Raw genomic sequence first — 21694 nt, 5'->3', positions numbered from 1 at the left:
AGAAGCAATATTGATTTGCGGAGCGGAGAAATACTGTTTAGAGCGATAGAGATATATGACGGATAAGAAAATAGGAGAAGAGAATCTATGAGTGATAAATTACAGAGACGAGCGCTTGAAGATATGATGAAGCGTCCGATTCCAAGAAAATGGGTAGGAATTGTGAGACTTCAGATGGTGCGGGAAGGAAAAGTGTTATATGGGACAAAGCGCTTTACATCAGCAGTGGAGGCAGTCGAAATGGTGCGACCGATGTTTTCACAGGCGGATCGGGAGATGATGCTTGTTATGAGTGTAAATGCAAAGCTGGAGCCGATGGCAGTGGAAATTGTTGCGGTAGGTGGTGTGGATTCGTGTGCAGTAGATGTAAAAAATATTTTTAAACATGCGCTGTTGAATAATGCGTCCTATATTATCTGCTTTCACAACCATCCATCAGGCTACACACTTCCGAGCCGGGAGGATGAGAAAATCACAGAACGATTGACAGCGGCAGGGCATATCCTGAATCTTCCCATGATCGATCACATCATTGTTGGAGAAGATGAGTTTTACAGTTTTAAAGAGCATGGAAAGTTAAATGTTTTTCCGGAATAATGAGTTTTTTGCGTTGAAAAAGGAAAAGAAGGGAGCAATCTATATGGAAACAAAAATGTCATTGCAGGGAATCGAAAGAGAAGAATGGTTACAGTTAAGAAAAACAGGTCTTGGCGGTTCAGATGCCGGAGCAGTATGCGGATTGAACCCGTATTCCAGCCCGTTACAGGTATTTTATGATAAGACCAGTGATGAGGTGAAGGATAACGATAATGAGTCGATGCGTCAGGGAAGGGATCTGGAAGAGTATGTCGCGAGGCGGTTTATGGAAGAAACGGGAAAGAAGGTGCGGCGGTCCAATTATATGTACCGCTCAGAAGAACATCCGTTTATGATCGCTGATGTGGACCGGCTTGTGGTAGGCGAGAATGCAGGTCTGGAGTGCAAGACTGCAAATGCGTATAACGCTGATAAGTGGCAGGATGGAAAGATCCCGGAGCATTATCTGATCCAGTGTTACCACTATATGGCAGTCACCGGAAAGAAGAGCTGGTACATTGCCGTTGTAATACTGGGAAAGGAATTCAAATATGCAAAGATCAGCTGGGATGAAGAGATGATTCAGAACTTAATTACGGTCGAAGAAGATTTCTGGAATCATTATGTCCTGACAGGAAAAGCGCCGCAGCCAAATGGAACGGAAACGGATGATAAACTTCTTTCACAGAAATATCCGGAAGGAAGAGATAAAGAAGTCCTTCCTCTGAATTCGTTTGATGCAAATCTGTGTCGGAGAGCTGAGATTCAGGAGCAGATCAGGGATCTTGAGCAGGAACGAGGAAAAATCGATCAGGCGATCAAACTCTATATGGGAGAACATGCGATTGCAGAGAGTGAGAAGTTTCGGGTGACCTGGCAGTTGGTAAACTTAGAGCGGATGGACAGTAAAACTTTGAAGAAAGAAGAGCCGGAGACTTATCAGAAGTATGTGAAGACCATGTCGTCCAGGCGATTTGTAGTGAACCCGGCGGCATGATGAAGGGAGGAGCTTCAGATGACAGATAAAGAAATCCGTCTGCTTCATGCGGATGAAATTGAGTGCAGAGTAGCGATGGTAACGGAAAAAGGAGTTTCCTTGTTGCTGTACAAAGATGCCCGTGTGGATCAGAAGATTCTGGATGAGACATTTTCTGTATTCGGATGGAAACGCAGCCACCAGATGATTGACGGGAATCTTTACTGTACCGTTGAGGTATGGGATGAAGAAAAGAAGCAGTGGATCGGGAAGCAGGATGTCGGAACGGAAAGCTATGCTGAGAAGGAGAAAGGACAGGCATCGGACAGTTTTAAGAGAGCCTGTGTCAACTGGGGCATTGGACGAGAACTTTATTCGGCACCGTTTATCTGGCTTCCGGCAGAGAGAGTTACCATTCAGCAGATCAATGGAAAATATGTGATCAAAGACCGTTTTCAGGTCACAGGCATTGACTACAGCGATAAAAGGGAGATCGCAGAATTACAGATCCAGAATCAGAAAGGGGAAATTGTCTATTCGTATTACTCGGGTAAGAAAAATGAAACCGTGCAGAAGCAGACAAAGACTACCAAGGGAAATTCCGCACAGGTCAAGACAAAATTAGCAGAAAAGGCTATGCAGAATCGGTTGGATGAGTTACAGAAGGAACTGGATCGGACCGGAGTGTCATGGCAGGCTGTATTGAAAAGATATGGATTGACAGATATCAATCAGATGACAATGGAACAGTACCGGGATGCCATGGCAGGACTGCGAAAGTCCAGATCAGCAGCTTAAGGAAGGAGACAAAAGACAATGGTATCATGTGACGGAATTTTAAATTTATTCAAAGATGCAGCATTAAAGAGGATCGAACAGATTCTTCTTGCGGAATGGCGGGAGAAAAAGATGTTCTATCAGAGAGAAGGTCAGAAGCGGGATGAACTGGTAGAAAAACTGAACGATGAGGAAAAGCAGCTCTTTGAGGAATATATGGATGCAGTACAGGAGAGCAACAATGAAAAGGAACTGGCAATCTATCAGACGGGATTTCTGGATGGAATCTACGCGGCAAAGAAGATGCAGTATCCGGAAGAATGCTAAACGGAGGAAATGAAAATGGAAGTACAGTTTACAATGGAAAAATTTATAAAGGTGATCAAACGTGTCGCTGGGTACAGGTTGGGAAATCCGTCAGCGATTGAAGAAACGACACTCGTTAAAAATAATGAACTGATCTATCAGGGGACCGAAGTGATGATCCACGGAAATAGAATCCACCGAGGTGTTTATCTGGACCATTTCTACAAAGTGTTTCATCATAATGGTGATTTGAGAAGAAGCATTGGAAAAATGATCCGGGTGGACATAAAGCTGGAAGAGATTGCAGATGAGGAATCGATGTTTGGTGATCTCTCGGATTGGGAAAAAATGAAATCGAAAGTTTACTGCCGCATCATCAATCGGGTGAGAAATCTGAAACTGTTGCAGGAAAGTCCGCATAAGAACTATCTGGATCTGGCAGTGATTTATCAGTTGGAATTTCGGGACAGGAGATCCTACATACATAGCGTCAGAATTACAGAGAAACTGTTGGAAAAGATGGGAATCTCTGTGGATGTACTGCATGAACAGGCGGTTACCAATATGAAAAAGAGGTTCCCTTGTAAAACCGAGCTTTTGGAAGATGTCCTCTTAAATCAGACCGCTTTTGACAGAGAGCATATCCCGAATGGAGATCAGTTGAATCTCCCTGTTTATATGATACAGAATCGTCAGGAGGCAGATGGAGCAACGGTACTTCTTGATAAAGAACCATTTGAGCAGCTGGCAGATCAGCTGAAAGCAAACCTGATCATATTTCCGACTTCGATCCATGAAGTGATGGCTGTATCAGAAACACTGGTGCCGGTCCCAATTCTGGATATGAGGACACTTTTGATGCAGGTCAATACAGGAGGTCACATTAGAGGCGATGAACAGCTTTCTCCGCATATTTATCGGTATGATCGGAAGAAAGAAGCTTTGGAGATAGCGGCATAAAAACTATATTTTTATGGAAAAGTGGGTCGAGCTATTTTGGGTTTCGCTAAGATGCGGTAGTGTCGCATAGAAGCGGAAATATTGAAAAAACATGGAGGAAATTGATATGAAGACACAGAAAGAATTTGCGGAAGATATTTTAAATCAGATCACATCCAATACAGAATATACGGGAGAGATCGTAGAAAAGGTATTAAATAATGGAGAGGTTATAGTAGGCATTGCAATCAGAAAACCGGGAAGTATGATGGGACCGATGATCAAATTGAATGATTTCTATGAAGAGTATAGATGTACGCAGAATGAACAGTCCACGTCCATGATGATTCAGAATATCAAGAATATGGTATGCACGGCATGGGAGCAGGAAACAGATGTGCTGAAAATTGGGAATGAAATCAAAAAGGGATTTCAGACGATAAAGGACCGGATTACTATGCGGCTGGTGAATGCAGAGAAAAATCAGCAGCGTTTGAAGAATATTCCATGGATTTCATTTTTGGATCTGGCGGTTACATTCTTCCTGGAATTTACGGAGGAAGATGGTGAACTGAGGAGTATCGAAGTAGATCATGGACTGATGGAAAAATGGAATGTAACCGCTCAGGATCTGTACCAGGCGGCACTTGGCAATATGGAAAAAAAGGATGATGGACTGTTTTGCAGCCTGCCAGAGTATATGGAAAATATCTTAGGACTGAGCCTTGCAGAAGAAAATCCAGAGGAAAAATTCCACCTGTATATTATGACGAATAAGAAGTCTGCTTATGGGGCGGTAGAAATTTTGCGTCCGGGTGAACTGGAAAGAAAGGCACAAAAAATCGGGCGGGATCTGATTGTGCTTCCATCATCGGTACATGAAACACTGATTCTTCCATATACAGCCGGACTGGATATAGAAGGATTACGCATGCTGGTGCGCAGAACAAATGCTGATATAGTCATAAGGGAAGAACAGCTTTCTGATCAGATATATTTATATCGGAGAGACAAGGGTGCTTTGATGATTGCGTGATCGCAGATTAATCAGCAAGAATGCCGGTAGGATCTGGAACTATGATCCTGCCGGTATTTTATGCATGCAGTGCAGCCAGAGAAGAATGGATGAATTATACAAGAGGAGGAACATATGGCGTTTTTATTAAAAGAAACATTTAAGTTTCCGAAGGATAATTTTAAAAGCATGAAGTACCAGCCTTATGAGCTGAAACCTTCATTTTCGATGTATCGAGTGTATGAATGGTATCAACATTGGGAAGGAATGGTATATGTATCATTTTCGGGAGGACTGGACAGCACTGTGCTGACCTATCTGGTGTGTGAGGCTTATCGAAAATATCAGTTGGATGGGAAATTGCCGTTGGTATTTGTCAACACAGGAACAGAGTTCCCTGAGATAAAGGAGTTTGTTCAGGAGTATACGAAATGGTTAAAACGGAAATTCCCGGAAGTGGATATAGAACTGGTGGTTTTGCATCCGAGACATGGAATACGCTGGGTGATGGAAAATAAAGGATTTCCGATTATCAGCAAGGATACTGCGGCAAAAATAAAAAAGCTACGCCATGGGAAACTGAGTGAACGTTACCGAAATTATTTGCTCAATGGAGATGAGAGAGGACGATTTGGGATGCTTGCGAAAAAATGGCAATACCTGACTGATGTGGAAAAGGAGCCGGAGGACATCTCGGATGAGTGCTGTGAGATCATAAAGAAGGAGCCATTTCAACGATATGTACGGGAAAATCGGCGATACCCAATCATGGGAATCACACAGGATGAAGGGTTCAAAAGAGAAAACCAGTATAATCATACTGGATGCAATGTTTATGATGGTCATACGATTAAAAGCCAGCCGATAGGATTTTGGACAAAAGAAGACGTGCTGCAATATAAACTCGATCATGAGATCCCTATTTGCAGTATATATGGAGAAGTAGTTCGTGACAATGCAGGCAGATGGATTACAACGGGCGAGAACAGGACAGGCTGTATGATGTGCGGATTTGGCTGTCATCTGGAAAAAGAACCGAATCGGATTCAGAGAACACGCAGTTCAGAGAATCCGGTACATCGCCGAATGTGTGAGGGGATTCTAAGAATCAGGAATCATGGGATTACATATGAAGAGACGTTGCAAAGATGCCATATCGCAACGGATAATAAAAGAAAGAGATTGATTGCGTGACTGGAAATGAGTATAATCATATTAAGAAGAAGGAGGAGACACTATGGCAAATGAAATGCAGAATTTAATTTCCGAATATGTAGCGGCCGTGAAAAAAATCTATGGTCAACATTTAAAACAAGTCATTTTGTACGGTTCATACGCGCGAGGTGATTATACAAAAGATTCTGATGTGGATATTATGTTATTGGTGGATCTGAATGAAGAAGAACTGGATGATTTTTCTGACGCACTGTCAGAGTTGGGATTCGATTACAATGTAGAGCATGATATTTGGATGATGCCGATCGTAAAAAACAAAAAGACTTTCCTCCACTGGAGTGATGTGTATCCATTTTATAAAAACGTGAAAAGGGAAGGGATTTCTTTATATGAAGCAGCCTGAAGAATTTGACGTTGGGGATCGCTGGGATCTTGTGTATCATCGATTGCAAATAGCGGAAGAAGATCTTGAAACAGCTAAACTCTTGATGGAATGCGGAAAGTATCGCGGAGCAAATAATCGAGCATATTATTCTATTTATCATACCATTGATGCGGTCCTTTCGGTTCATGGGGTTGCATTTAAACGTCATAAGGACACATTGGCCTATTTCAACAAAAATTTCGTGGCAAAAGAAATTTTCCCGAGATCATTAGGACGGCAGATTGTCCAGGCAGAAGAAATTAGACATGCGAGTGATTATGATCCGTTTTATATTGCTTCGATGGTAGGGACGCAAAAGCAAATTGAAACAGCAGAAATAATGTTGGAACAAGCAAAAAAATACATTGACAATCAAAAAAGAAAATAAGGTAAAGGCATGAGAAGCAGGGGACAAGAGTCAACTGCTTCTATTGATTTACGCGAATAACGAACCAAAGTCCGCGCTTGCGCGAGACCTTGGCGACTGTCGCGATAACAAGGGGAAACTCGCAAAGCGTGTTTTTACTTGTTTGGTGTAACGATGTATCAGATTGGTGTGCCAATGTGTCAGTGACATTTCAAGTCTATAGCTTATTAAAGACAGTGCTGAGAAATTGATTCTTAAATTTAAAAGTAATAGTTATGCTTGGAAAAAGGCTTGACACATTGACACATGATATTACGGGAGGATTAGTATGAACAAGAATAGTGGAGAGAAAACCGGTGCGCGGATGGTAGAAAATAGCGTGCAAACGCATGTGATAAAATTGATGGGAATAAAAGATGCAGAAAACGCATATAATGCTGATGATCGGAAGGCATTTGCAAGATGGTATGTGGATGCGTATCAAAAATTTTATCGTTCATTGCAGTACCCTAAATTTGATATAGAAGGGGATAAAATTTATAAATGGCTGATAGAAAATCATGAAACGTTGAATTCCTTTTTTGCAAAAGAGAAGAAAAAGGAAGAACAGTTTACAATATTGTGTGATATTTGTGATAGGGAGATAAGTTTTGCTCAAAGAAAAAGGCTAAAAAAATTATTTGATTTGGAAAATGATGTGCGTCTTAACACTTCGGAAGCAATGCAAGAGATGTATACCTATGATGCAGGTAATATTGCGGACGAAGGGAGAACCGCAGAAGAATATTTTAAAGAAATAAATATAATGTGGAGTGGGTTGATGGATAATTATATGTGTATATTGGAAGTTATTTTAGACCCAGTGTTTGCTTATGCAAGGGACAGGCTGATAAAAGCGTTTGAAAGAGAAAAAACACATTATGCCAGAGTAAAGGCAAATAAGCAAAATAGTGTTTGGCCTAAAAGTGATAATATTTATATAAACTTATATTTATATGCACGTAATCGTTTTATACAAAAATTTTACATAGATTTAATACCAGATTATTCGCTGTTTTCTGAAATAAAAAATTTCTACTATAATTTGGAAAAAACGAACTATTCTCTTAACGATTTAGGAACTATTTACGCTGGGATGATAGAAAAAGAGGAAAACGAAAAAACAATACAAAATAATATAATGAAAGCCTTCCAAAAATTAAAATATGTAAAAAAATTTAAAATTAACATTGCATGCGGAGAGGAGATCATGTTAAAAAATTATAGTATAAAACGTTCACAACTAGGAGAAGCTTTAGCAGCGTATCTGTTCTTTAGGAAAAAAAATCATAAAGAGGAAGATTATGCAGAACAAGACCTTGACAAACTACTTCGATGCATGTATGGAAGAATCTTGGAAAGCACTGTAAAATATAGTTCGAATGAAAATAGTTCTGATTTAGGTATGCAGAATGTAATAAAAGAAATAGCAGATTATTATTACAACGAATTTCATGAAATTTTTGATTCGTTAAATGCAGGATATCAAATGGCAATGCTTGAAGAGCTAACGGGTGGAATGGAAAGAATTTATATCAGTAGTATAGGTGGAAAAGAAGAACAAATATATTATCCCAGTCAGATAAGATTTCCACTTCTTTTAGATGGTGAGTAATAGTAAATTCGTCTCAGTAAGAGTCCAATCTCCGGTTGAGATAAATGCTCCGAGAGGGCGCACATTGTCTGGAGATAATGGATTGAGCTGACAGAAACGGAGTGTAGAGCGCAGCAATTCCGAGAAGAATTTGTTAGCTTATGCTGACCGGAAGTATGCGTCAAGTTTTACGTGCGTTTGACTTGAATGAAAAGCATGTAAACAATTCATGAAATTGAGTAGTAAATTTAATGAGACTAGCGTTTGAGTGAAATCGCCCAGACGCTAGTCTCATTTTTCTTTCAGACAAATTTAGGCGATTTAAAGAGAGAAAACAGGACAATAGCAGTAGTGGAATATTCTCTGAAAAAATTGCGTACCCGAAGAACAAAAGACTCTGCTACATTTTAAGCATAGATCGGAACGAACAACAAAACATTCCAATGCTGATCTAGTGAATGGGATGTTGTGAGCGTGGATCTCAATAATAAACGATAGCTTGATCAGCGGCTATATGACAGGAGGCATGACAAAATGAAAACAAAGGAATATTTTGAAGAGATGGTAAGAAAATCTGTAAATCCGAAAAAAGAAGCAGATTACATCTCTGTTAACGAAAAAGGAACCGTAGCAAAGCTGGGAGCCAATGAGGACGAGCGGATTATCAACGCAGCGATAGTTGTGGAGTACAGGGGTGCACGTTATGAATGGCAGATTGAGAACGGTCAGCCAGTCACCGTTCCCATGAGCGTACGCATTTGCTTGAAAACCATGCAAAAAGCGGCGATAGAATTGGGAGGCAACTGCGAAAACGCTCGGTATGTATTCTTTCCGGATAAGGATCAGGAAGAGACATTCTCGATCTTTGGGGTAGTTGAAAATGAAGAACTTACAATAGCATTCAGCTACAACAAGGATAAAGAAAAAATCAGCTATATTTGCGAGGACAAGATGATTAACGGCATTTCGGGTTTATACGCAATAGTGCGTGATGCTTGGATGGAGGGAAGAGAAGATGGAAGAAATGAAACCGTCAATATGCGGGAAGAAACCAACAATCAGGAACATATATTCTCCGCGATGCCATGGTAAGAATACGATGGAAACGGATGATGGAGAGTGCATCATGCACTCTCTGCCATCTGCGGAGGAGCGTTCTAAAATGCAGGAGTATAGTCTTTCTGCATGGCCGGTACATGGGAAAGAGACGAAATTAGTTCCGGCGCCGGAGAAAACCAGTTTGATTATGAAAGCAAATTCCTCGGAAACTGTGCTGAAAAAACAGAGGGAATCTGAAAAAGCAGGTGGCATGAAACTGATGCCAGAAATCAATGTGAGTGATACAGACCAGCAGAGTACAGATAAAGAAAGATTTCAAAGCTCATCAGGAGTTTCTGGTAGAGGGAATGAGACAAAGCAACTACTGGACAAAGAAAAAGCGATTACTGCAAAAGTGACGGTCATAGTGTATGAAAAGCAACTGTACTTTTATAATGGTCGCACATATGAGCTTATTCATAATCCGGAAGAGTTAATGAGCATGGTTCGAGAGCGAGTCAGTTATGATGCTTTTGGATGTGTCACAACAGATACATTCCGACATCTACTGAAATTTATGCAATCAGATAAGTCCCGGGTGCCTCCGAACTGTGAAGAACGGATTGCTGAAGGACAATATTATGTTGTTTTTCAAAATGGGGTGCTGGACTTGCGCACACTTGAATTGCATGAACATTCGCCTAATTACTTGACTTTTTATGAGCTTCAGGTTAACTGGACGGAAAGTTGTAATGCACCTGCATTCCAGAAATTTCTACAAGTTTGCAGTTGCGGTGATGAAGAAGTTAAAGAACGAATCATAGAAGCATTGGGCTATATGCTTACACCATTAAATCACGGAAAATGCTTTTTCGTGATGGGAAGCGCTCCTAACAGTGGAAAGAGTACACTAGGAAATTTATTGATCAAGTTATTAGGAGAAAATTTGACAATAACGAGGTCAATAAATCAGCTGGGAGGACGATTCGGTCTTGCTGACATAGAAGGAAAGCTTTTGAATCTCTGCATGGATTTACCAAACGGGAAGATTCCGAAGGAAACTGTCTCGGAAATTAAGTGCATTACAGGTGGGGATAAGGTGACTATAGAAGGCAAATTTAAGGACTATATCCAGATTCATAGCAATATGAATTTCCTTTTTGCAAGTAATTTTCCGGTAGTTGTTGCAAAAGAGGAGGATGATGATTCCTTCTGGGATCGGATGGTTATTATTCCGTTTATACATAGCGTGGCAAAAGACCAGGCAGATCAGCAGCTGATATACAAACTGATGAAGGAAAAAGAACAGATTATTTCCTTGTGCCTGACAAAAGTGTCAAGCTTGATTGAGAATAACTTTATATTTTCACCGTGCTATATTGCAGAAAAAATGAAACAGAACTGGCGATATTGTGTATACGACAGTACCATGAGCGCCCAACAGTTTGCGGAAAGATGTCTGCAATGCACTGGAAATAGTAAGGATTATATATACGTTTCAGATTTATATGAATCGTATAAAGATTTTTGCGCTGATCGAGAGCTTGATTTGTTGCCTCAGGTCACGCTAATGAACTGGATTTGTACGAATCTGAAAGGCTGTATAAAAAAGAGATATCATGAAACTGGCAAAAATGCGATGTCTGCAATCAGAGGAATTGCATGGAAGTGATTAGAGGAGGGAAAAGTTATGGCGAATAAGAAATTGCTTTCAGTACCGGAATTTCAAGAATATGCAGGGGGAATCGGCAGAAATTCTGCACTGCGTTTGGCGAGAGAGGCTGAAGTAAGAGTTAAAATAGGCGCGCGTTTGCTTATCAATGTTGATAAGTTTGATCTGTGGGTTGAAGAAAATTCTAAGTAAGGAGGATGAGCGGGTTTCCAAAAGAAACCCGCTTAATAATTATATGGCATATGATCAAAAGGGAAAAAAATTACCCAAAGGGATTGTTCAACGAAAAGATGGATTGTATATGGGAAGATTTCAACACGAAGGAGAAATCTATCCCCCGGTTTATGATTCAAACTTGAAGGTTGTAGAGAAAAAACTGGAAGACTTACGTTATGAAGTAACACACGGAGTATATAAGGCACCGAGCAAGATCACAGTTCAAGAATGGTTTGAGGAATGGATCGAGAAATATAAGCGCCCGCGAGTGAAGCAGGGAACTGTGGAAAGTTATATTAACAATTATAATAGTCAGATCAAACCTATATTAGGAAAAAAACGATTGACTAGTGTCCTGGTGAGTCACGTTGAGAAAGTCTATAGTGTAATGACAGATAAACATTTTGCCAAAGGTACAATTAAAATAACGGCTGCTATTTTATCTGGCATGTTTAAGCAGGCGGTAAAATTGGGAATGCTGAAGGAAAATGTGGTAGCTTTAGCCTCATTATCGAACGGAAAAGAACCAAAGGAGAGGGTGGTATTGAGCATGGAACAGCAGAAAGCTTTTCTGGAATATACAAAGGAATACAGTCCAATGTACGAGCTATACCAATTAGCATTGTGCACTGGAATGAGAAACGGTGAAGTTCGAGGTCTTACCTGGAATGACGTAAACTTTGAGAAGAGAATCGTTTATGTAACGGGAACACTGAAATATGTAAAAAGCCGTGGACATTATAAAGATACACCTAAAACAAAGACATCCAAAAGGGATATTCCTATGTTGGGAGTGTGTTACGAGATACTGAAGCATCAAAAACAGAAGCAGGAAGAGATGAAACAGTTGGCAGGAGATTTATGGAAACCATTAGAAGGACTGGAAGATCTGGTATTCACAACAAATGATGGAAAACCGGTTACACGAGATAGAGTAACTGCTGACATTAAACGATGCGTAAAAGAAATGAAGGCAAAGGGGACTGATATGCCGCTGTTTACATTTCATACTCTGAGACATACGTTTGCAACACGCGGCTTGGAGTGCGGAATTGATCTTAAGAGTATGCAATGTATCTTGGGACACGCGACATTTGCAATGACTGCGGATTTGTATTCACATGTTCTGCCGAACACAAAGGTCAAAGAAATGGCGAAGTTAGAAAAGATCTTTGAAAAACAGGAATAAGTGATCAAAACGGTTGCTATTCTTGTTGAAAGATGCTATACTCTATGAGCTAAAAAGCACGCTGTTTATGGTGATCGAAGATGTATTATCTCAGAAAAATACGTAGTGAGCAGGAAGAAAAAACGAAAACTGTGTAAAAACTGTGTAGTAGATTTTTGATCCAGATAAACGGTGAATTCCCAAGGTCGCAGATGCCCTTATTTATTGGGCGTTTTGCAGCAATGACCGGTGTGTTCGAGACCTTCCACACCTAAAACAAAACTAAAGGAGAAACTGAATATGAAAAACAACGCAACAAACAGCCCGGTACTGACACTTGTATACGGGGCGGCTATCGCGGCGATCTATGTGGTGCTGACGATGGTGTTCCTGCCGATCAGCTTTGGACCGATCCAGTTTAGGATCTCTGAGCTTCTCTGCGTACTTCCGTACTTTACCCCGGCGGCAATTCCGGGACTCTTTATCGGATGCCTGCTTGCCAACTTTCTTGGCGGCGCGGCGGCTCTCGATGTGATCTTTGGAAGTATTGCGACCCTGATCGGTGCGGTAGGTTCTTACCTGCTCCGGAAAAACCGCTATCTGGTATCTGTTCCGCCGATCCTCGCGAACATGATCATTGTTCCGTGGGTGCTCCGCTTCGCATACGGTTCTGAGGACATGATCTGGTTTTCCACGATCACAGTCGGAATCGGAGAGATCCTGGCTATCGGTCTTCTTGGTCAGATCCTGTTATCCGTTCTGATCCGGTATCAGCATGTGATTTTTGGAAAAGCTGCAGCGTAAAATTAGTGATCCCGTATCTGTTGGATGAAAAATCCAGTAGATGCGGGATTTTTTATGGAACAGGAAATTTCGAGAAATTCCCTGTTCCATAAAAAGGCACTAACGTGCCAAAGATGCGCACTCGCGCGAAGATGTAGATTGTCGCAAGTGACCGCGCGAGGGGCTGTGAAAAAACATAGCCTATAAAAAAGAAGGGCCAAATGATTTCTCATTTTTTCACACGCCCTTTTTATATAGAAAGTGCTGCACAGAAAAGAAAAGATCTGCGTGAATTTCGCCTCATGTTAATTTTTCCACGAGGATAGATTTTCTTTTGCTTTTGTGATATCATGTGTAAAAGACCGTGCATATTTAAGCACATATTTTTTATGTGCTTAAATGTACACAGTATAAAAATATCTAAAATAGAGATCAAATATCCGAAAGGAGACTGCGATGTATCAAATCGATTTTAATAAACCAGAACATATTCACTTTATCGGCATTGGCGGAATCAGCATGAGCGGACTGGCTGAGATCCTGCTGGAGAGAGGATTCACAGTAAGCGGCTCTGATGCCCATGAGTCCGAGCTCACCGACAAGCTCACCGCCCACGGCGCAAAGATCGTCTACGGGCAGCGGGCGGAGAACATTACCGACGATATCGACGCTGTTGTATACACAGCGGCGGTTCACCCGGATAACCCGGAGTACGCGGCGGCAGCGGCAAAGAATCTCCCGATCCTCTCCAGAGCGGAGCTTCTCGGACAGCTCATGAAAAACTATGAGAAATCCATCGCGGTGTCCGGAACCCACGGAAAGACAACGACAACTTCCATGCTGACTGAGATCCTGATGGATGAAAAGAAGAACCCGACGATCTCCGTCGGCGGAATGCTGGACTCCATCGGCGGAAATATCCGTGTTGGCGGACCGGAACTTTTCGTGACAGAGGCCTGCGAGTATACAAACAGCTTCCTGTCCTTTTTCCCGAATATGGAGATCATATTAAATATAGAAGCAGACCATCTCGATTTCTTTAAAGATATCGAAGATATCCGCCATTCATTCCGCAGATTTGCGGAACTTCTCCCGGAAAACGGAATCCTCATCATCAACAGCGATATCCGTGACTACAGAGAGATCTGCGACGGACTTCCGATCAAGGTGATCACCGTCGGAAGCGACCCGGAAAAGAGCCATTACAGCGCCGCAGACGTGACATTCAACGAGAATGCCTGCGCAACCTATACTCTTTTAGAGGACGGAAAAGCCATTGACACGATTACTCTCGGTGTACCGGGGATCCACAATGTATACAATTCCCTGGCGGCCATCGCAGCGGCTCACGAGCTGGGAATCCGCGGCGATGGGATCAGGAACGGACTCTTAAGATTTACGGGTACACACCGCAGATTTGAGAAAAAAGGCATGATCGGCGGCGTGACCGTCATTGATGACTACGCGCATCATCCGCAGGAGATCGCGGCGACTCTGGCAGCGGCGAAAAATTACCCGCACCGTGAGATCTGGTGCGTCTTCCAGCCGCATACATATACGAGAACCAAGGCGCTGATGGATGACTTCGCGAAGTCCTTATCCGCAGCGGACCATGTGGTTCTCGCGGACATCTATGCAGCCCGGGAGACGGACAATCTGGGAATCAGCTCCGAGACATTGGCGGAAAAGATCGCTGCGCTGGGGACGGATACCCACTATTTCCCGAGTTTCGACGCGATCGAGACATTCCTTCTTGAAAATTGTGTCAACGGCGACCTGTTGATAACTATGGGGGCCGGAGATATTGTAAAAGTGGGCGAAAAGCTCCTTGGACAGTAAGTTATCCACATTATCCACAGAGTTTTCAACAGAAATCTGTTGAAGACCCTGTGGATTTTTTGATTTACATAACTGAAAATCGGGAAATGCCGGAAAGCCGGGAAAAATAAGGAATTATGGGGATTTTAAGAGCTTTTTTGACAGTTATGTAATGCGTTTATCCACGTTATCCACATTATCCACAATTAGAGTAGTGGATAATTCCGGCTATTTCATTTTTTTAGGGCGTATGGTATGATATTTGCAGATAGGACGTGAATATGTTACTTTGCACGGGTAGGAATTTTCTGAACTGAAAATTCCGCATGATACCGTTGTGGTCGCGGATTTTGCCGATTTGGAATGCGAAGCATCGGCAAAATCCTGTTACAGTGCGCGGGCACTGAAGTGCCCGCGCACTGTAACGTGAATATAAAGGGTGAAAAGAATGAGCTTGGGCTATAAAAACAACATCAATGCGGCGGTGACCGCCGTTTCCAATACTTTTATCGACGAATATATGGGGACAGCCAGCGGAGAATATGTAAAAGTGTATCTGTATCTTCTGCGCCATGAAGGTGAGAACATAGAGATCCCGGATATCGCGGATGCGCTGAACCACACAGAGGCGGATGTCCGCCGCGCTCTGGCATACTGGGAGCGGACCGGTGTCCTTGCACCGGAAAGAGAATCCGTGGAAGAGCAGGAGACTGCGGTGACGCGGGAGATGGCGGAAGAGACAGAAAATTCAGGCGCGAGGTTCGCAGAAAACCGTCAGAATGCGGGATCTGCGCCCGGACGGGGAGAAATGAACGGACAGAAATCAGGGGCGGAGGTTCCGATGGACGAAGGGGCATCCCAGGATGTGCCGTCCATGGAAAAATCTGCGATCCCGGATGCAGGAAACAGTTACGACCGTATGAAACGCCTTTCCTCCGATGAGGAATTCTCCGCGCTTCTCTACGCGGTTCAGCAGTATCTCGGAAAGACATTCAGCGCGATCGAATGTGAGAAATTTGCCTACTTTTACGATGTACTGCACATGTCATGCGAGCTTCTCGAATATCTCGCGGAATACTGTGCTGAAGGCGGCCACACGAGCATTCGCTACATAGAGAAAGTAGCTTTAAAATGGTATGAGGAAGGAATTCATACTAAGGATGAGGCGCGAGAATACTCTATAAGATACTCAAAAGATATTTCTGCGGTTAAGAAAGCATTCGGCATCATGGGAAGGATTCCCGGAACTGCGGAGCAGGAATTTATGCGCCGCTGGTTTAAGGAATTTGGCTTCGATTCCGCGATCGTCACGGAGGCATGCAACAGGACGCTCACGGCCACAGGATCGGCGAGTTTCCCGTATGCGGATAAAATCCTCACGGGCTGGAAAGAAAACGGCGTGAGGACCTTACAGGACGTCGCAGCCCTGGATAAACGCCGTCAGGAAAAGCAGGCGAAGAAATCCACGGCAGCACCGAAGCAGAACCGGAACACGTCCTCAAACCGCTTCAATAATTTTGAGCAGCGGTCCTATAATTATGATGATTATGTCTGGGCGGATATAAAAAGCAGAAAGTAACTTTCTGGCAGATGAGCGCACTTGCTGCGCGGCACATGGAAAAGACAGGCAGGAAGGAAAAATCCCGGGGACGGGATCGACCCGGAAAAGAAGGAGGAAGTGCGGATGGCACTCAGTAATTCCCAGTATGATGCGATCATGCGGGTCTACAACCAGAGACAGTTTCAGGATAAGCGGGACCAGGATCAGCGGGTTGCTGAAGTTTTTGAAAAGATTCCGCAGGTAGAGGCGCTGTCCGACGAGCTTGCGGCGACGATGGCCCAGGCGGCGAGAAAGCTCCTTGCCGGTGACCGGGCGGCAGCGGACCAGCTGAAAAAGGACGCGGAATTCTTAAAGGAGCAGAAAGCGCTCTATTTAAAACAGAACGGATATCCGGCAGATTATCTGGAACTCCAGTATGTCTGCCCGGATTGTAAGGATACGGGCTATGCAGATGGAAAGAAATGCCACTGTTTCCGGCATATGGAAATTGAGATCCTTTACGATCAGTCCAATATCCGCGAAGTCCTGGAGCGCGAGAATTTTGATACCCTGTCCATGGAATACTATGACAGGACCCATGTGGATGAGAAGACGGGAATGACCGTCTACGACTATATGTCCATGATGATCAGGGAATGCAAAGAGTATGTGGAAAACTTCAAAAATGAAAAGGAAAGTATCCTGTTTACCGGAAATACCGGCTGCGGTAAGACGTTTTTGAGCAACTGCATCGCGAGAGAACTGATCCGTAGGTACTATTCCGTTGTCTATCTGACAGCGACGGATATGTTCGATATTCTGGCGGGCAGCCGGTTTAATGGAAATGATGACGATGAGGCGAAGGACCGGGCCGCTTATATCCTGGACTGCGACCTTCTGATCATCGATGATCTGGGAACGGAGCTGATCAATACCTTTACGGCGTCGCAGATGTTCTACTGTGTGAATGAGCGCCTGAACCGGAACAAGGGAACGATCATCTCCACAAACCTGACACTGGGGGAACTCCAGGATGCATTCACGGAGCGCGTGACTTCGAGGATCATGAGCAAGTATAAGATCATACCGCTGATCGGTGACGATCTCCGCCTGGTGAGAAGAGGATTTGTGCGGAGAGGCTGATAAAGCTTCAGGAAAAGCGGAGCTGGCGCTGTGAGAAAACAGCATTGTGAGGTGCCAGATCCAGATGCCGGATAAAATTAATCGGAAAATGGGAAATCCTGTCAGAACGGGTCGGAAATCCGGTTGACGGTATGGATGGTTGGTGCTATAAATGAGATGTATCGCGAATGCCCGGTTGGATTCTGCAGAGAAAGCGGGCGGAAGTGATCCAGATGCCGCAAAAATGAAGGGGAAATCCGGAAACGCAGGATCCGGATGCGGCGGAAAATATCAAAAAATGAAAATTATCAGGGAGGAACAGGAATGCTGTACGAAGAAAAGCAGATTGAGACAATACCGGTTGGACCATTAGGTCTGATTCCGCTGAAAAGCTGTGAGGATCTGGGTAAGAAGGTAGATGCCTGGCTGGTCGAGTGGAGAAAAGAAAGAGAGAGCGAGCACAAGACCACGATCGCTTTTGCCGGATATCAGAGAGATTCCTACATTATCGGCGCAAAGACTCCGCGTTTCGGCTCTGGTGAGGCAAAGGGAGAGCTGACAGAGTCTGTCCGCGGTGATGACCTCTATATTATGGTAGATGTCTGCAATTATAATATGACATACACGATGAACGGCTTAAAGAACCACATGTCTCCGGATGACCACTATCAGGATTTAAAGCGTGTGATCGCAGCCGTAGGCGGAAAGGGCAGAAGGATCAATGTGATCATGCCGTTCCTCTATGAAAGCCGTCAGCATAAGAGAACCGGTCGTGAGTCCTTAGACTGCGCGATGGCGCTCCGCGAGCTCGTTGACATGGGCGTTGAGAACATCATTACGTTCGATGCGCATGATCCGCGCGTCCAGAATGCGATCCCATTAAAGGGCTTTGAGACGGTACAGCCGATCTACCAGTTTATCAAATACCTGTTAAAGAACGAGAAGGAGCTTGAGATCGACAGTGACCACATGATGGTCATCAGCCCGGATGAAGGCGGTATGGGACGCGCAGTCTTCTTCGCAAATGTTCTCGGACTGGATCTCGGTATGTTCTACAAGAGACGTGACTACACAAAGATCATCAACGGCCGCAACCCGATCGTTGCCCATGAGTTCCTCGGCGCAAGCGTGGAGGGCAAAGACGTGATCATCGTTGATGATATGATCTCTTCCGGTGAGAGCATGCTCGACACCGCCAAAGAGTTAAAGAGAATGAAGGCAAGAAAGGTCTTCATCTGCACGACATTCGGTCTCTTTACAGGCGGATTAAAGAAATTTGATGAGTACTACGAGAATGGCATCATCGACCGCGTCCTGACGACAAACCTTATCTATCAGACACCGGAGCTACTCTCAAAACCGTACTATATCAATGTTGACATGAGTAAGTACATTGCTCTTATCATCGACAACTTGAACCACGACGCATCCTTGAGCGATCTCTTAAACCCGACAGGAAGAATCAACCGCCTGTTGACGAAGTACCGCGCCGGGGAGAGATAAGAATATTGGCAGTGAACGAACCGCAGTGAATTAGAAATTATGTGACCATATAAGAATGCCTGTCCTTTACCGGAAATTTTTCGGAGAAGGACAGGCACTTCTTTATTTCTGGAACTCTTGCGAAAGATTCAGCTTTCATCATAGTGAGATTGCGATGAGATATGGTACTCTTTGATCCTATATTGCAGGCAGCGCCTTGAGATACCAGGATATTCGGCTGTTTTGGCCCGATAACCGGAACAGTATTGGAAATAGGAGATACTGAAAATCCCTTGGAAAATGAAGTGGGAAAAAACATTAGACTAATTCACGAATCACCCGGGCTACGAGAGTACGGGAAAGAAGGACTGGCTTCTGGGTCAGAGCCTGGATACGCTCCTTCATTTCGATGGTGTATCCGATGCAGTCTAAAAGGATCAGATCCGTATCAGCGGGGATCTCCTTTGCAGCTGCAAAAACAGCGAGAGGATCACCGTATGGGGATACAGAGGTCACGTGGAGAGAGTCACAGCAGTCTTTCCACTTTCCGGGCATCTGTTCCTCCTGCGCCTTTGTAGGAATGATGACCGACAGATTTTTTACGCTGATGGCCGGGATCAGTCCCTTTAAGATATGGTCAGGGAAGATAAGAGGGACATTGGAGTGAAATTCAGCCGGAAATTCTCCGGTGCAGAGGAGAAGGATCAGAGAAACGCCCTGCTGTTCGAGATCGTCAATGCAAAGCTGCAGGCGGGGAAGAATGTAGGATTCTCCGAATGTTGCTGAGGTTCCGTCCGTGAGTCTGGACACAAGGACGTTTTCACCGGGACGCGGAACAAACTTTGCGATCTCTCCCTTTGAAAGTCCGTCCAGTGCTCCGGCCTGAATGATCTCAACCGAGTCTCCGAGGATGGGCTGGATCTCAGGAATCAGGTCAACTCTGGGAGACTGGCCGACAGTAATCGCGCCGATTTTTTTCATAGTGATACCCCTTTCAGAATCATTGGTTTGAGGGCTACCTGTGGCAGTCCACAGGTACATGATACCTTTGCTCAGATATCATCAATATATCACATTTGCAGCCTCAAAACCAGATAAACATTGGGCTTTCCATCTATCAATCCGCACCTTTCGTATATTTCTGTCTCTTCCGAACGAACGTTGAGGGTGTCATTCCGAGGCTCTCTGCGGCCTCACGGACGTTTCCGTACTTTTCGTAGGCATGGTTGATATATTCCAGTTCCAGCTCTTCCATAGCAGTCTTTAAGTCCTTCACGGGATCCAGGACTCTCGACTTTGTCTCCGGGCGTTCCTTTACCGGAAATAAGTGGAGTGCATCCGGACCGATCTCATCCTCATTGCTGATAATGACGGCACGCTCGATGATGTTTCTGAGTTCACGGATATTTCCCGGCCAGTTGTAATCCTGCATCATTTTTGCGGAGAGAGGAGAGAGATATTTTTTGAAATCATACTTCCGGTTCAGAGCCTGCAGGAACGACTGGGCCAGAGGCAGGATGTCGAACGTAAAGAATCCGCAGGTACAGTATCTGTTAAAACGCATGGAGCTCGTGGGAAGTGATGAATTTACCCCGTCCAGAGGCGGAAGAGCAACGATCTACTTTAAAGACGGAACGCATGCAACCAACACGACCTATCTTCTTGGTCATGAGATCGATATCGATGAGACATTCGGGGGCGTAACAGGAAAATATAAGGAGATCATGATCCCGAGAGTCGGAGAGGAACATGCAGATGCGATCTATGCAAGTCTGATGGAACTGGATATGGTTCCGGATGTCAGAAAGATGACTGGAAAATTCTAAGAGACGGAAAGAAGGTTACATTTATGGAACTGGAAGAAAAGAAGAAGATCATAGAGGAAATTCTGAAATACCCGACCGGAAATATTTCTGACGCGATGGATAATCTGGGAATCCGGAGGGGTGCAGTGATCGGACTTCATGCGATCGATCCGAAACAGGAGAAAGCAGCAGGTTTTGCGCTTACGATCCGCCAGGCACGCCGCAGTACGGCGTATGACGGAAAAAATCAGGCACGTCAGGGCGGAATTATCGATACAGAGACAAAGCCGTATGATATGCTCGTGATCGATATGGCAGGAATTCAGAATGTCAGCACAGGCGGTGCGCTCCTTGCTCTGCGGGCAAAAACGCGCGGAGTTTCCGGAGAACTGACGAACGGCTGCCTGAGAGATGCGGACGAGATCGCAGAACTTGGATTTCCGGCATACTGCGCGGGAACATGCCCGGTAAAGAGTGCGCGGGATATCGAGACAGTCGGCGTTAATGTTCCGGTCATGATCGGAGGCGTCCAGATCCTTCCGGAAGATTTGATCCTTATGGACAGCACAGGCGCTGTCGTGGTTCCCGGCGGCCGGATCCAGGAAGTCCTCGCAGAGGCCGCAAAGATCAATGCCCGTGAAGCCAAAATGGAAGATCTGATCCGGCAGGGAATGTCGATCGTAGAGGCGCGGAAAGTAAAATAAAAGAAAAAAGAATAAGAAATAAGAAAGAGCGACAGGACCATGTGTGGTGGGACTGCCGCTTGTTTTGATAGAATAGAGCTGACTTGAAAAAGTAAATTCCAGTGAAAAAGTAAATTCCACCGCTCTTTTAAAAGTTGCTTATAATCTAGTGATTTTT

At 44.1% G+C, this 21694-nt stretch carries 23 protein-coding genes; 21 read left to right on the top strand and 2 right to left on the bottom strand.

The features are described 5' to 3' along the window. Nucleotides 1-87: 87 nt before the first annotated feature. The 19 genes from GPK90_RS00680 to GPK90_RS00590 all read left to right on the top strand — a co-directional run bounded on the left by GPK90_RS00680 (nucleotide 88) and on the right by GPK90_RS00590 (nucleotide 19049). Nucleotides 88-597: a JAB domain-containing protein gene (locus tag GPK90_RS00680; RefSeq protein WP_215701880.1), complete on the top strand. Its 510-nt coding sequence runs from the start codon at nucleotides 88-90 to the stop codon at nucleotides 595-597. Between the two features lie 43 nt (nucleotides 598-640). Next, nucleotides 641-1573: a YqaJ viral recombinase family nuclease gene (locus GPK90_RS00675; protein ID WP_215701879.1), complete on the top strand. Its 933-nt coding sequence runs from the start codon at nucleotides 641-643 to the stop codon at nucleotides 1571-1573. A gap of 18 nt (nucleotides 1574-1591) precedes the next feature. Beyond that, complete coding sequence (locus GPK90_RS00670; protein WP_252197311.1) at nucleotides 1592-2350, top strand: hypothetical protein; 759 nt, start codon at nucleotides 1592-1594, stop codon at nucleotides 2348-2350. An 18-nt stretch (nucleotides 2351-2368) separates the two neighbouring features. Beyond that, nucleotides 2369-2656, top strand: coding sequence for a DUF6809 family protein (locus GPK90_RS00665; protein WP_215701878.1), 288 nt, complete (start codon nucleotides 2369-2371; stop codon nucleotides 2654-2656). Nucleotides 2657-2671: 15 nt separating this feature from the next. Then, nucleotides 2672-3595, top strand: a complete 924-nt coding sequence (locus GPK90_RS00660) for a DUF5688 family protein (protein ID WP_215701877.1) — start codon at nucleotides 2672-2674, stop codon at nucleotides 3593-3595. A 106-nt stretch (nucleotides 3596-3701) separates the two neighbouring features. Next, nucleotides 3702-4610, top strand: a complete 909-nt coding sequence (locus GPK90_RS00655; protein WP_215701876.1) for a DUF5688 family protein — start codon at nucleotides 3702-3704, stop codon at nucleotides 4608-4610. Between the two features lie 114 nt (nucleotides 4611-4724). Next, on the top strand, nucleotides 4725-5783 hold the full coding sequence (locus GPK90_RS00650) for a phosphoadenosine phosphosulfate reductase family protein (RefSeq protein ID WP_215701875.1): 1059 nt from the start codon (nucleotides 4725-4727) through the stop codon (nucleotides 5781-5783). Nucleotides 5784-5826: 43 nt separating this feature from the next. Then, entirely contained in the window at nucleotides 5827-6168 is a 342-nt protein-coding gene (locus tag GPK90_RS00645) for a nucleotidyltransferase domain-containing protein (protein ID WP_215701874.1), read from the top strand. Then, nucleotides 6155-6577, top strand: a complete 423-nt coding sequence (locus GPK90_RS00640) for a HEPN domain-containing protein (RefSeq protein ID WP_215701873.1) — start codon at nucleotides 6155-6157, stop codon at nucleotides 6575-6577. Before GPK90_RS00645 ends, GPK90_RS00640 begins: the two co-directional genes overlap by 14 nt. A gap of 307 nt (nucleotides 6578-6884) precedes the next feature. Continuing rightward, on the top strand, nucleotides 6885-8210 hold the full coding sequence (locus GPK90_RS00635; protein ID WP_215701872.1) for a hypothetical protein: 1326 nt from the start codon (nucleotides 6885-6887) through the stop codon (nucleotides 8208-8210). A gap of 513 nt (nucleotides 8211-8723) precedes the next feature. Then, complete coding sequence (locus GPK90_RS00630) at nucleotides 8724-9281, top strand: hypothetical protein (protein ID WP_215701871.1); 558 nt, start codon at nucleotides 8724-8726, stop codon at nucleotides 9279-9281. Then, nucleotides 9205-10899: a DNA primase family protein gene (locus GPK90_RS00625; RefSeq protein WP_215701870.1), complete on the top strand. Its 1695-nt coding sequence runs from the start codon at nucleotides 9205-9207 to the stop codon at nucleotides 10897-10899. The genes GPK90_RS00630 and GPK90_RS00625 overlap by 77 nt, the downstream gene beginning before the upstream one ends. A gap of 18 nt (nucleotides 10900-10917) precedes the next feature. After that, nucleotides 10918-11091, top strand: coding sequence for a DUF6462 family protein (locus GPK90_RS00620; RefSeq protein WP_215701869.1), 174 nt, complete (start codon nucleotides 10918-10920; stop codon nucleotides 11089-11091). A 109-nt stretch (nucleotides 11092-11200) separates the two neighbouring features. Then, entirely contained in the window at nucleotides 11201-12304 is a 1104-nt protein-coding gene (locus GPK90_RS00615) for a site-specific integrase (RefSeq protein WP_215701868.1), read from the top strand. A gap of 279 nt (nucleotides 12305-12583) precedes the next feature. Continuing rightward, entirely contained in the window at nucleotides 12584-13087 is a 504-nt protein-coding gene (locus GPK90_RS00610; protein ID WP_117503557.1) for a QueT transporter family protein, read from the top strand. 435 nt (nucleotides 13088-13522) lie between these two features. Continuing rightward, nucleotides 13523-14905, top strand: a complete 1383-nt coding sequence (murC, locus tag GPK90_RS00605) for a UDP-N-acetylmuramate--L-alanine ligase (protein WP_215701867.1) — start codon at nucleotides 13523-13525, stop codon at nucleotides 14903-14905. Nucleotides 14906-15332: 427 nt separating this feature from the next. Beyond that, complete coding sequence (locus GPK90_RS00600; RefSeq protein WP_252197310.1) at nucleotides 15333-16463, top strand: DnaD domain protein; 1131 nt, start codon at nucleotides 15333-15335, stop codon at nucleotides 16461-16463. A gap of 105 nt (nucleotides 16464-16568) precedes the next feature. Further along, on the top strand, nucleotides 16569-17567 hold the full coding sequence (locus GPK90_RS00595; RefSeq protein WP_118531606.1) for an ATP-binding protein: 999 nt from the start codon (nucleotides 16569-16571) through the stop codon (nucleotides 17565-17567). Nucleotides 17568-17870: 303 nt separating this feature from the next. Then, nucleotides 17871-19049: a ribose-phosphate pyrophosphokinase gene (locus GPK90_RS00590; protein ID WP_215701866.1), complete on the top strand. Its 1179-nt coding sequence runs from the start codon at nucleotides 17871-17873 to the stop codon at nucleotides 19047-19049. A 297-nt stretch (nucleotides 19050-19346) separates the two neighbouring features. Here GPK90_RS00590 and GPK90_RS00580 read toward each other — a convergent pair whose 3' ends face one another. After that, on the bottom strand, nucleotides 19347-20009 hold the full coding sequence (locus GPK90_RS00580) for an AroM family protein (RefSeq protein WP_215701865.1): 663 nt from the start codon (nucleotides 20007-20009) through the stop codon (nucleotides 19347-19349). A gap of 136 nt (nucleotides 20010-20145) precedes the next feature. Beyond that, nucleotides 20146-20592 carry an AAA-type ATPase lid domain-containing protein gene (locus GPK90_RS00575; RefSeq protein WP_215701864.1) on the bottom strand — a complete coding sequence of 149 codons (447 nt, stop codon included), beginning with the start codon at nucleotides 20590-20592 and terminating at the stop codon, nucleotides 20146-20148. Between the two features lie 7 nt (nucleotides 20593-20599). Between GPK90_RS00575 and GPK90_RS00570 the strand changes: the two genes are divergently transcribed. After that, the gene (locus tag GPK90_RS00570; protein ID WP_215701863.1) at nucleotides 20600-20854 is read left to right on the top strand and encodes a hypothetical protein; all 255 of its coding nucleotides are present in this window, start codon (nucleotides 20600-20602) and stop codon (nucleotides 20852-20854) included. Nucleotides 20855-20877: 23 nt separating this feature from the next. Further along, nucleotides 20878-21537: an RraA family protein gene (locus GPK90_RS00565; protein ID WP_118531519.1), complete on the top strand. Its 660-nt coding sequence runs from the start codon at nucleotides 20878-20880 to the stop codon at nucleotides 21535-21537. Nucleotides 21538-21694: the final 157 nt, after the last annotated feature.

This window comes from Clostridium sp. MCC344, assembly GCF_018785365.1.
Classification (GTDB): Bacteria; Bacillota; Clostridia; order Lachnospirales; family Lachnospiraceae; genus Pilosibacter.
Note: the sequence above shows the minus strand (reverse complement) of the source record. Positions and strands in the feature narration are given on the sequence as shown.

Coding starts and splice junctions, on each gene's coding strand:
- GPK90_RS00630 (WP_215701871.1), top strand. CDS start 8,724: ATGAAAACAAAGGAATATTTTGAAGAGATGGTAAGAAAATCTGTAAAT.
- GPK90_RS00590 (WP_215701866.1), top strand. CDS start 17,871: ATGCTGTACGAAGAAAAGCAGATTGAGACAATACCGGTTGGACCATTA.
- GPK90_RS00615 (WP_215701868.1), top strand. CDS start 11,201: ATGGGAAGATTTCAACACGAAGGAGAAATCTATCCCCCGGTTTATGAT.
- GPK90_RS00655 (WP_215701876.1), top strand. CDS start 3,702: ATGAAGACACAGAAAGAATTTGCGGAAGATATTTTAAATCAGATCACA.
- GPK90_RS00575 (WP_215701864.1), bottom strand. CDS start 20,592: ATGCGTTTTAACAGATACTGTACCTGCGGATTCTTTACGTTCGACATC.
- GPK90_RS00665 (WP_215701878.1), top strand. CDS start 2,369: ATGGTATCATGTGACGGAATTTTAAATTTATTCAAAGATGCAGCATTA.
- GPK90_RS00645 (WP_215701874.1), top strand. CDS start 5,827: ATGGCAAATGAAATGCAGAATTTAATTTCCGAATATGTAGCGGCCGTG.
- murC (WP_215701867.1), top strand. CDS start 13,523: ATGTATCAAATCGATTTTAATAAACCAGAACATATTCACTTTATCGGC.
- GPK90_RS00600 (WP_252197310.1), top strand. CDS start 15,333: ATGAGCTTGGGCTATAAAAACAACATCAATGCGGCGGTGACCGCCGTT.
- GPK90_RS00595 (WP_118531606.1), top strand. CDS start 16,569: ATGGCACTCAGTAATTCCCAGTATGATGCGATCATGCGGGTCTACAAC.
- GPK90_RS00670 (WP_252197311.1), top strand. CDS start 1,592: ATGACAGATAAAGAAATCCGTCTGCTTCATGCGGATGAAATTGAGTGC.
- GPK90_RS00580 (WP_215701865.1), bottom strand. CDS start 20,009: ATGAAAAAAATCGGCGCGATTACTGTCGGCCAGTCTCCCAGAGTTGAC.
- GPK90_RS00680 (WP_215701880.1), top strand. CDS start 88: ATGAGTGATAAATTACAGAGACGAGCGCTTGAAGATATGATGAAGCGT.
- GPK90_RS00675 (WP_215701879.1), top strand. CDS start 641: ATGGAAACAAAAATGTCATTGCAGGGAATCGAAAGAGAAGAATGGTTA.
- GPK90_RS00660 (WP_215701877.1), top strand. CDS start 2,672: ATGGAAGTACAGTTTACAATGGAAAAATTTATAAAGGTGATCAAACGT.
- GPK90_RS00635 (WP_215701872.1), top strand. CDS start 6,885: ATGAACAAGAATAGTGGAGAGAAAACCGGTGCGCGGATGGTAGAAAAT.
- GPK90_RS00625 (WP_215701870.1), top strand. CDS start 9,205: ATGGAAGAAATGAAACCGTCAATATGCGGGAAGAAACCAACAATCAGG.
- GPK90_RS00650 (WP_215701875.1), top strand. CDS start 4,725: ATGGCGTTTTTATTAAAAGAAACATTTAAGTTTCCGAAGGATAATTTT.
- GPK90_RS00640 (WP_215701873.1), top strand. CDS start 6,155: ATGAAGCAGCCTGAAGAATTTGACGTTGGGGATCGCTGGGATCTTGTG.
- GPK90_RS00610 (WP_117503557.1), top strand. CDS start 12,584: ATGAAAAACAACGCAACAAACAGCCCGGTACTGACACTTGTATACGGG.
- GPK90_RS00565 (WP_118531519.1), top strand. CDS start 20,878: ATGGAACTGGAAGAAAAGAAGAAGATCATAGAGGAAATTCTGAAATAC.
- GPK90_RS00620 (WP_215701869.1), top strand. CDS start 10,918: ATGGCGAATAAGAAATTGCTTTCAGTACCGGAATTTCAAGAATATGCA.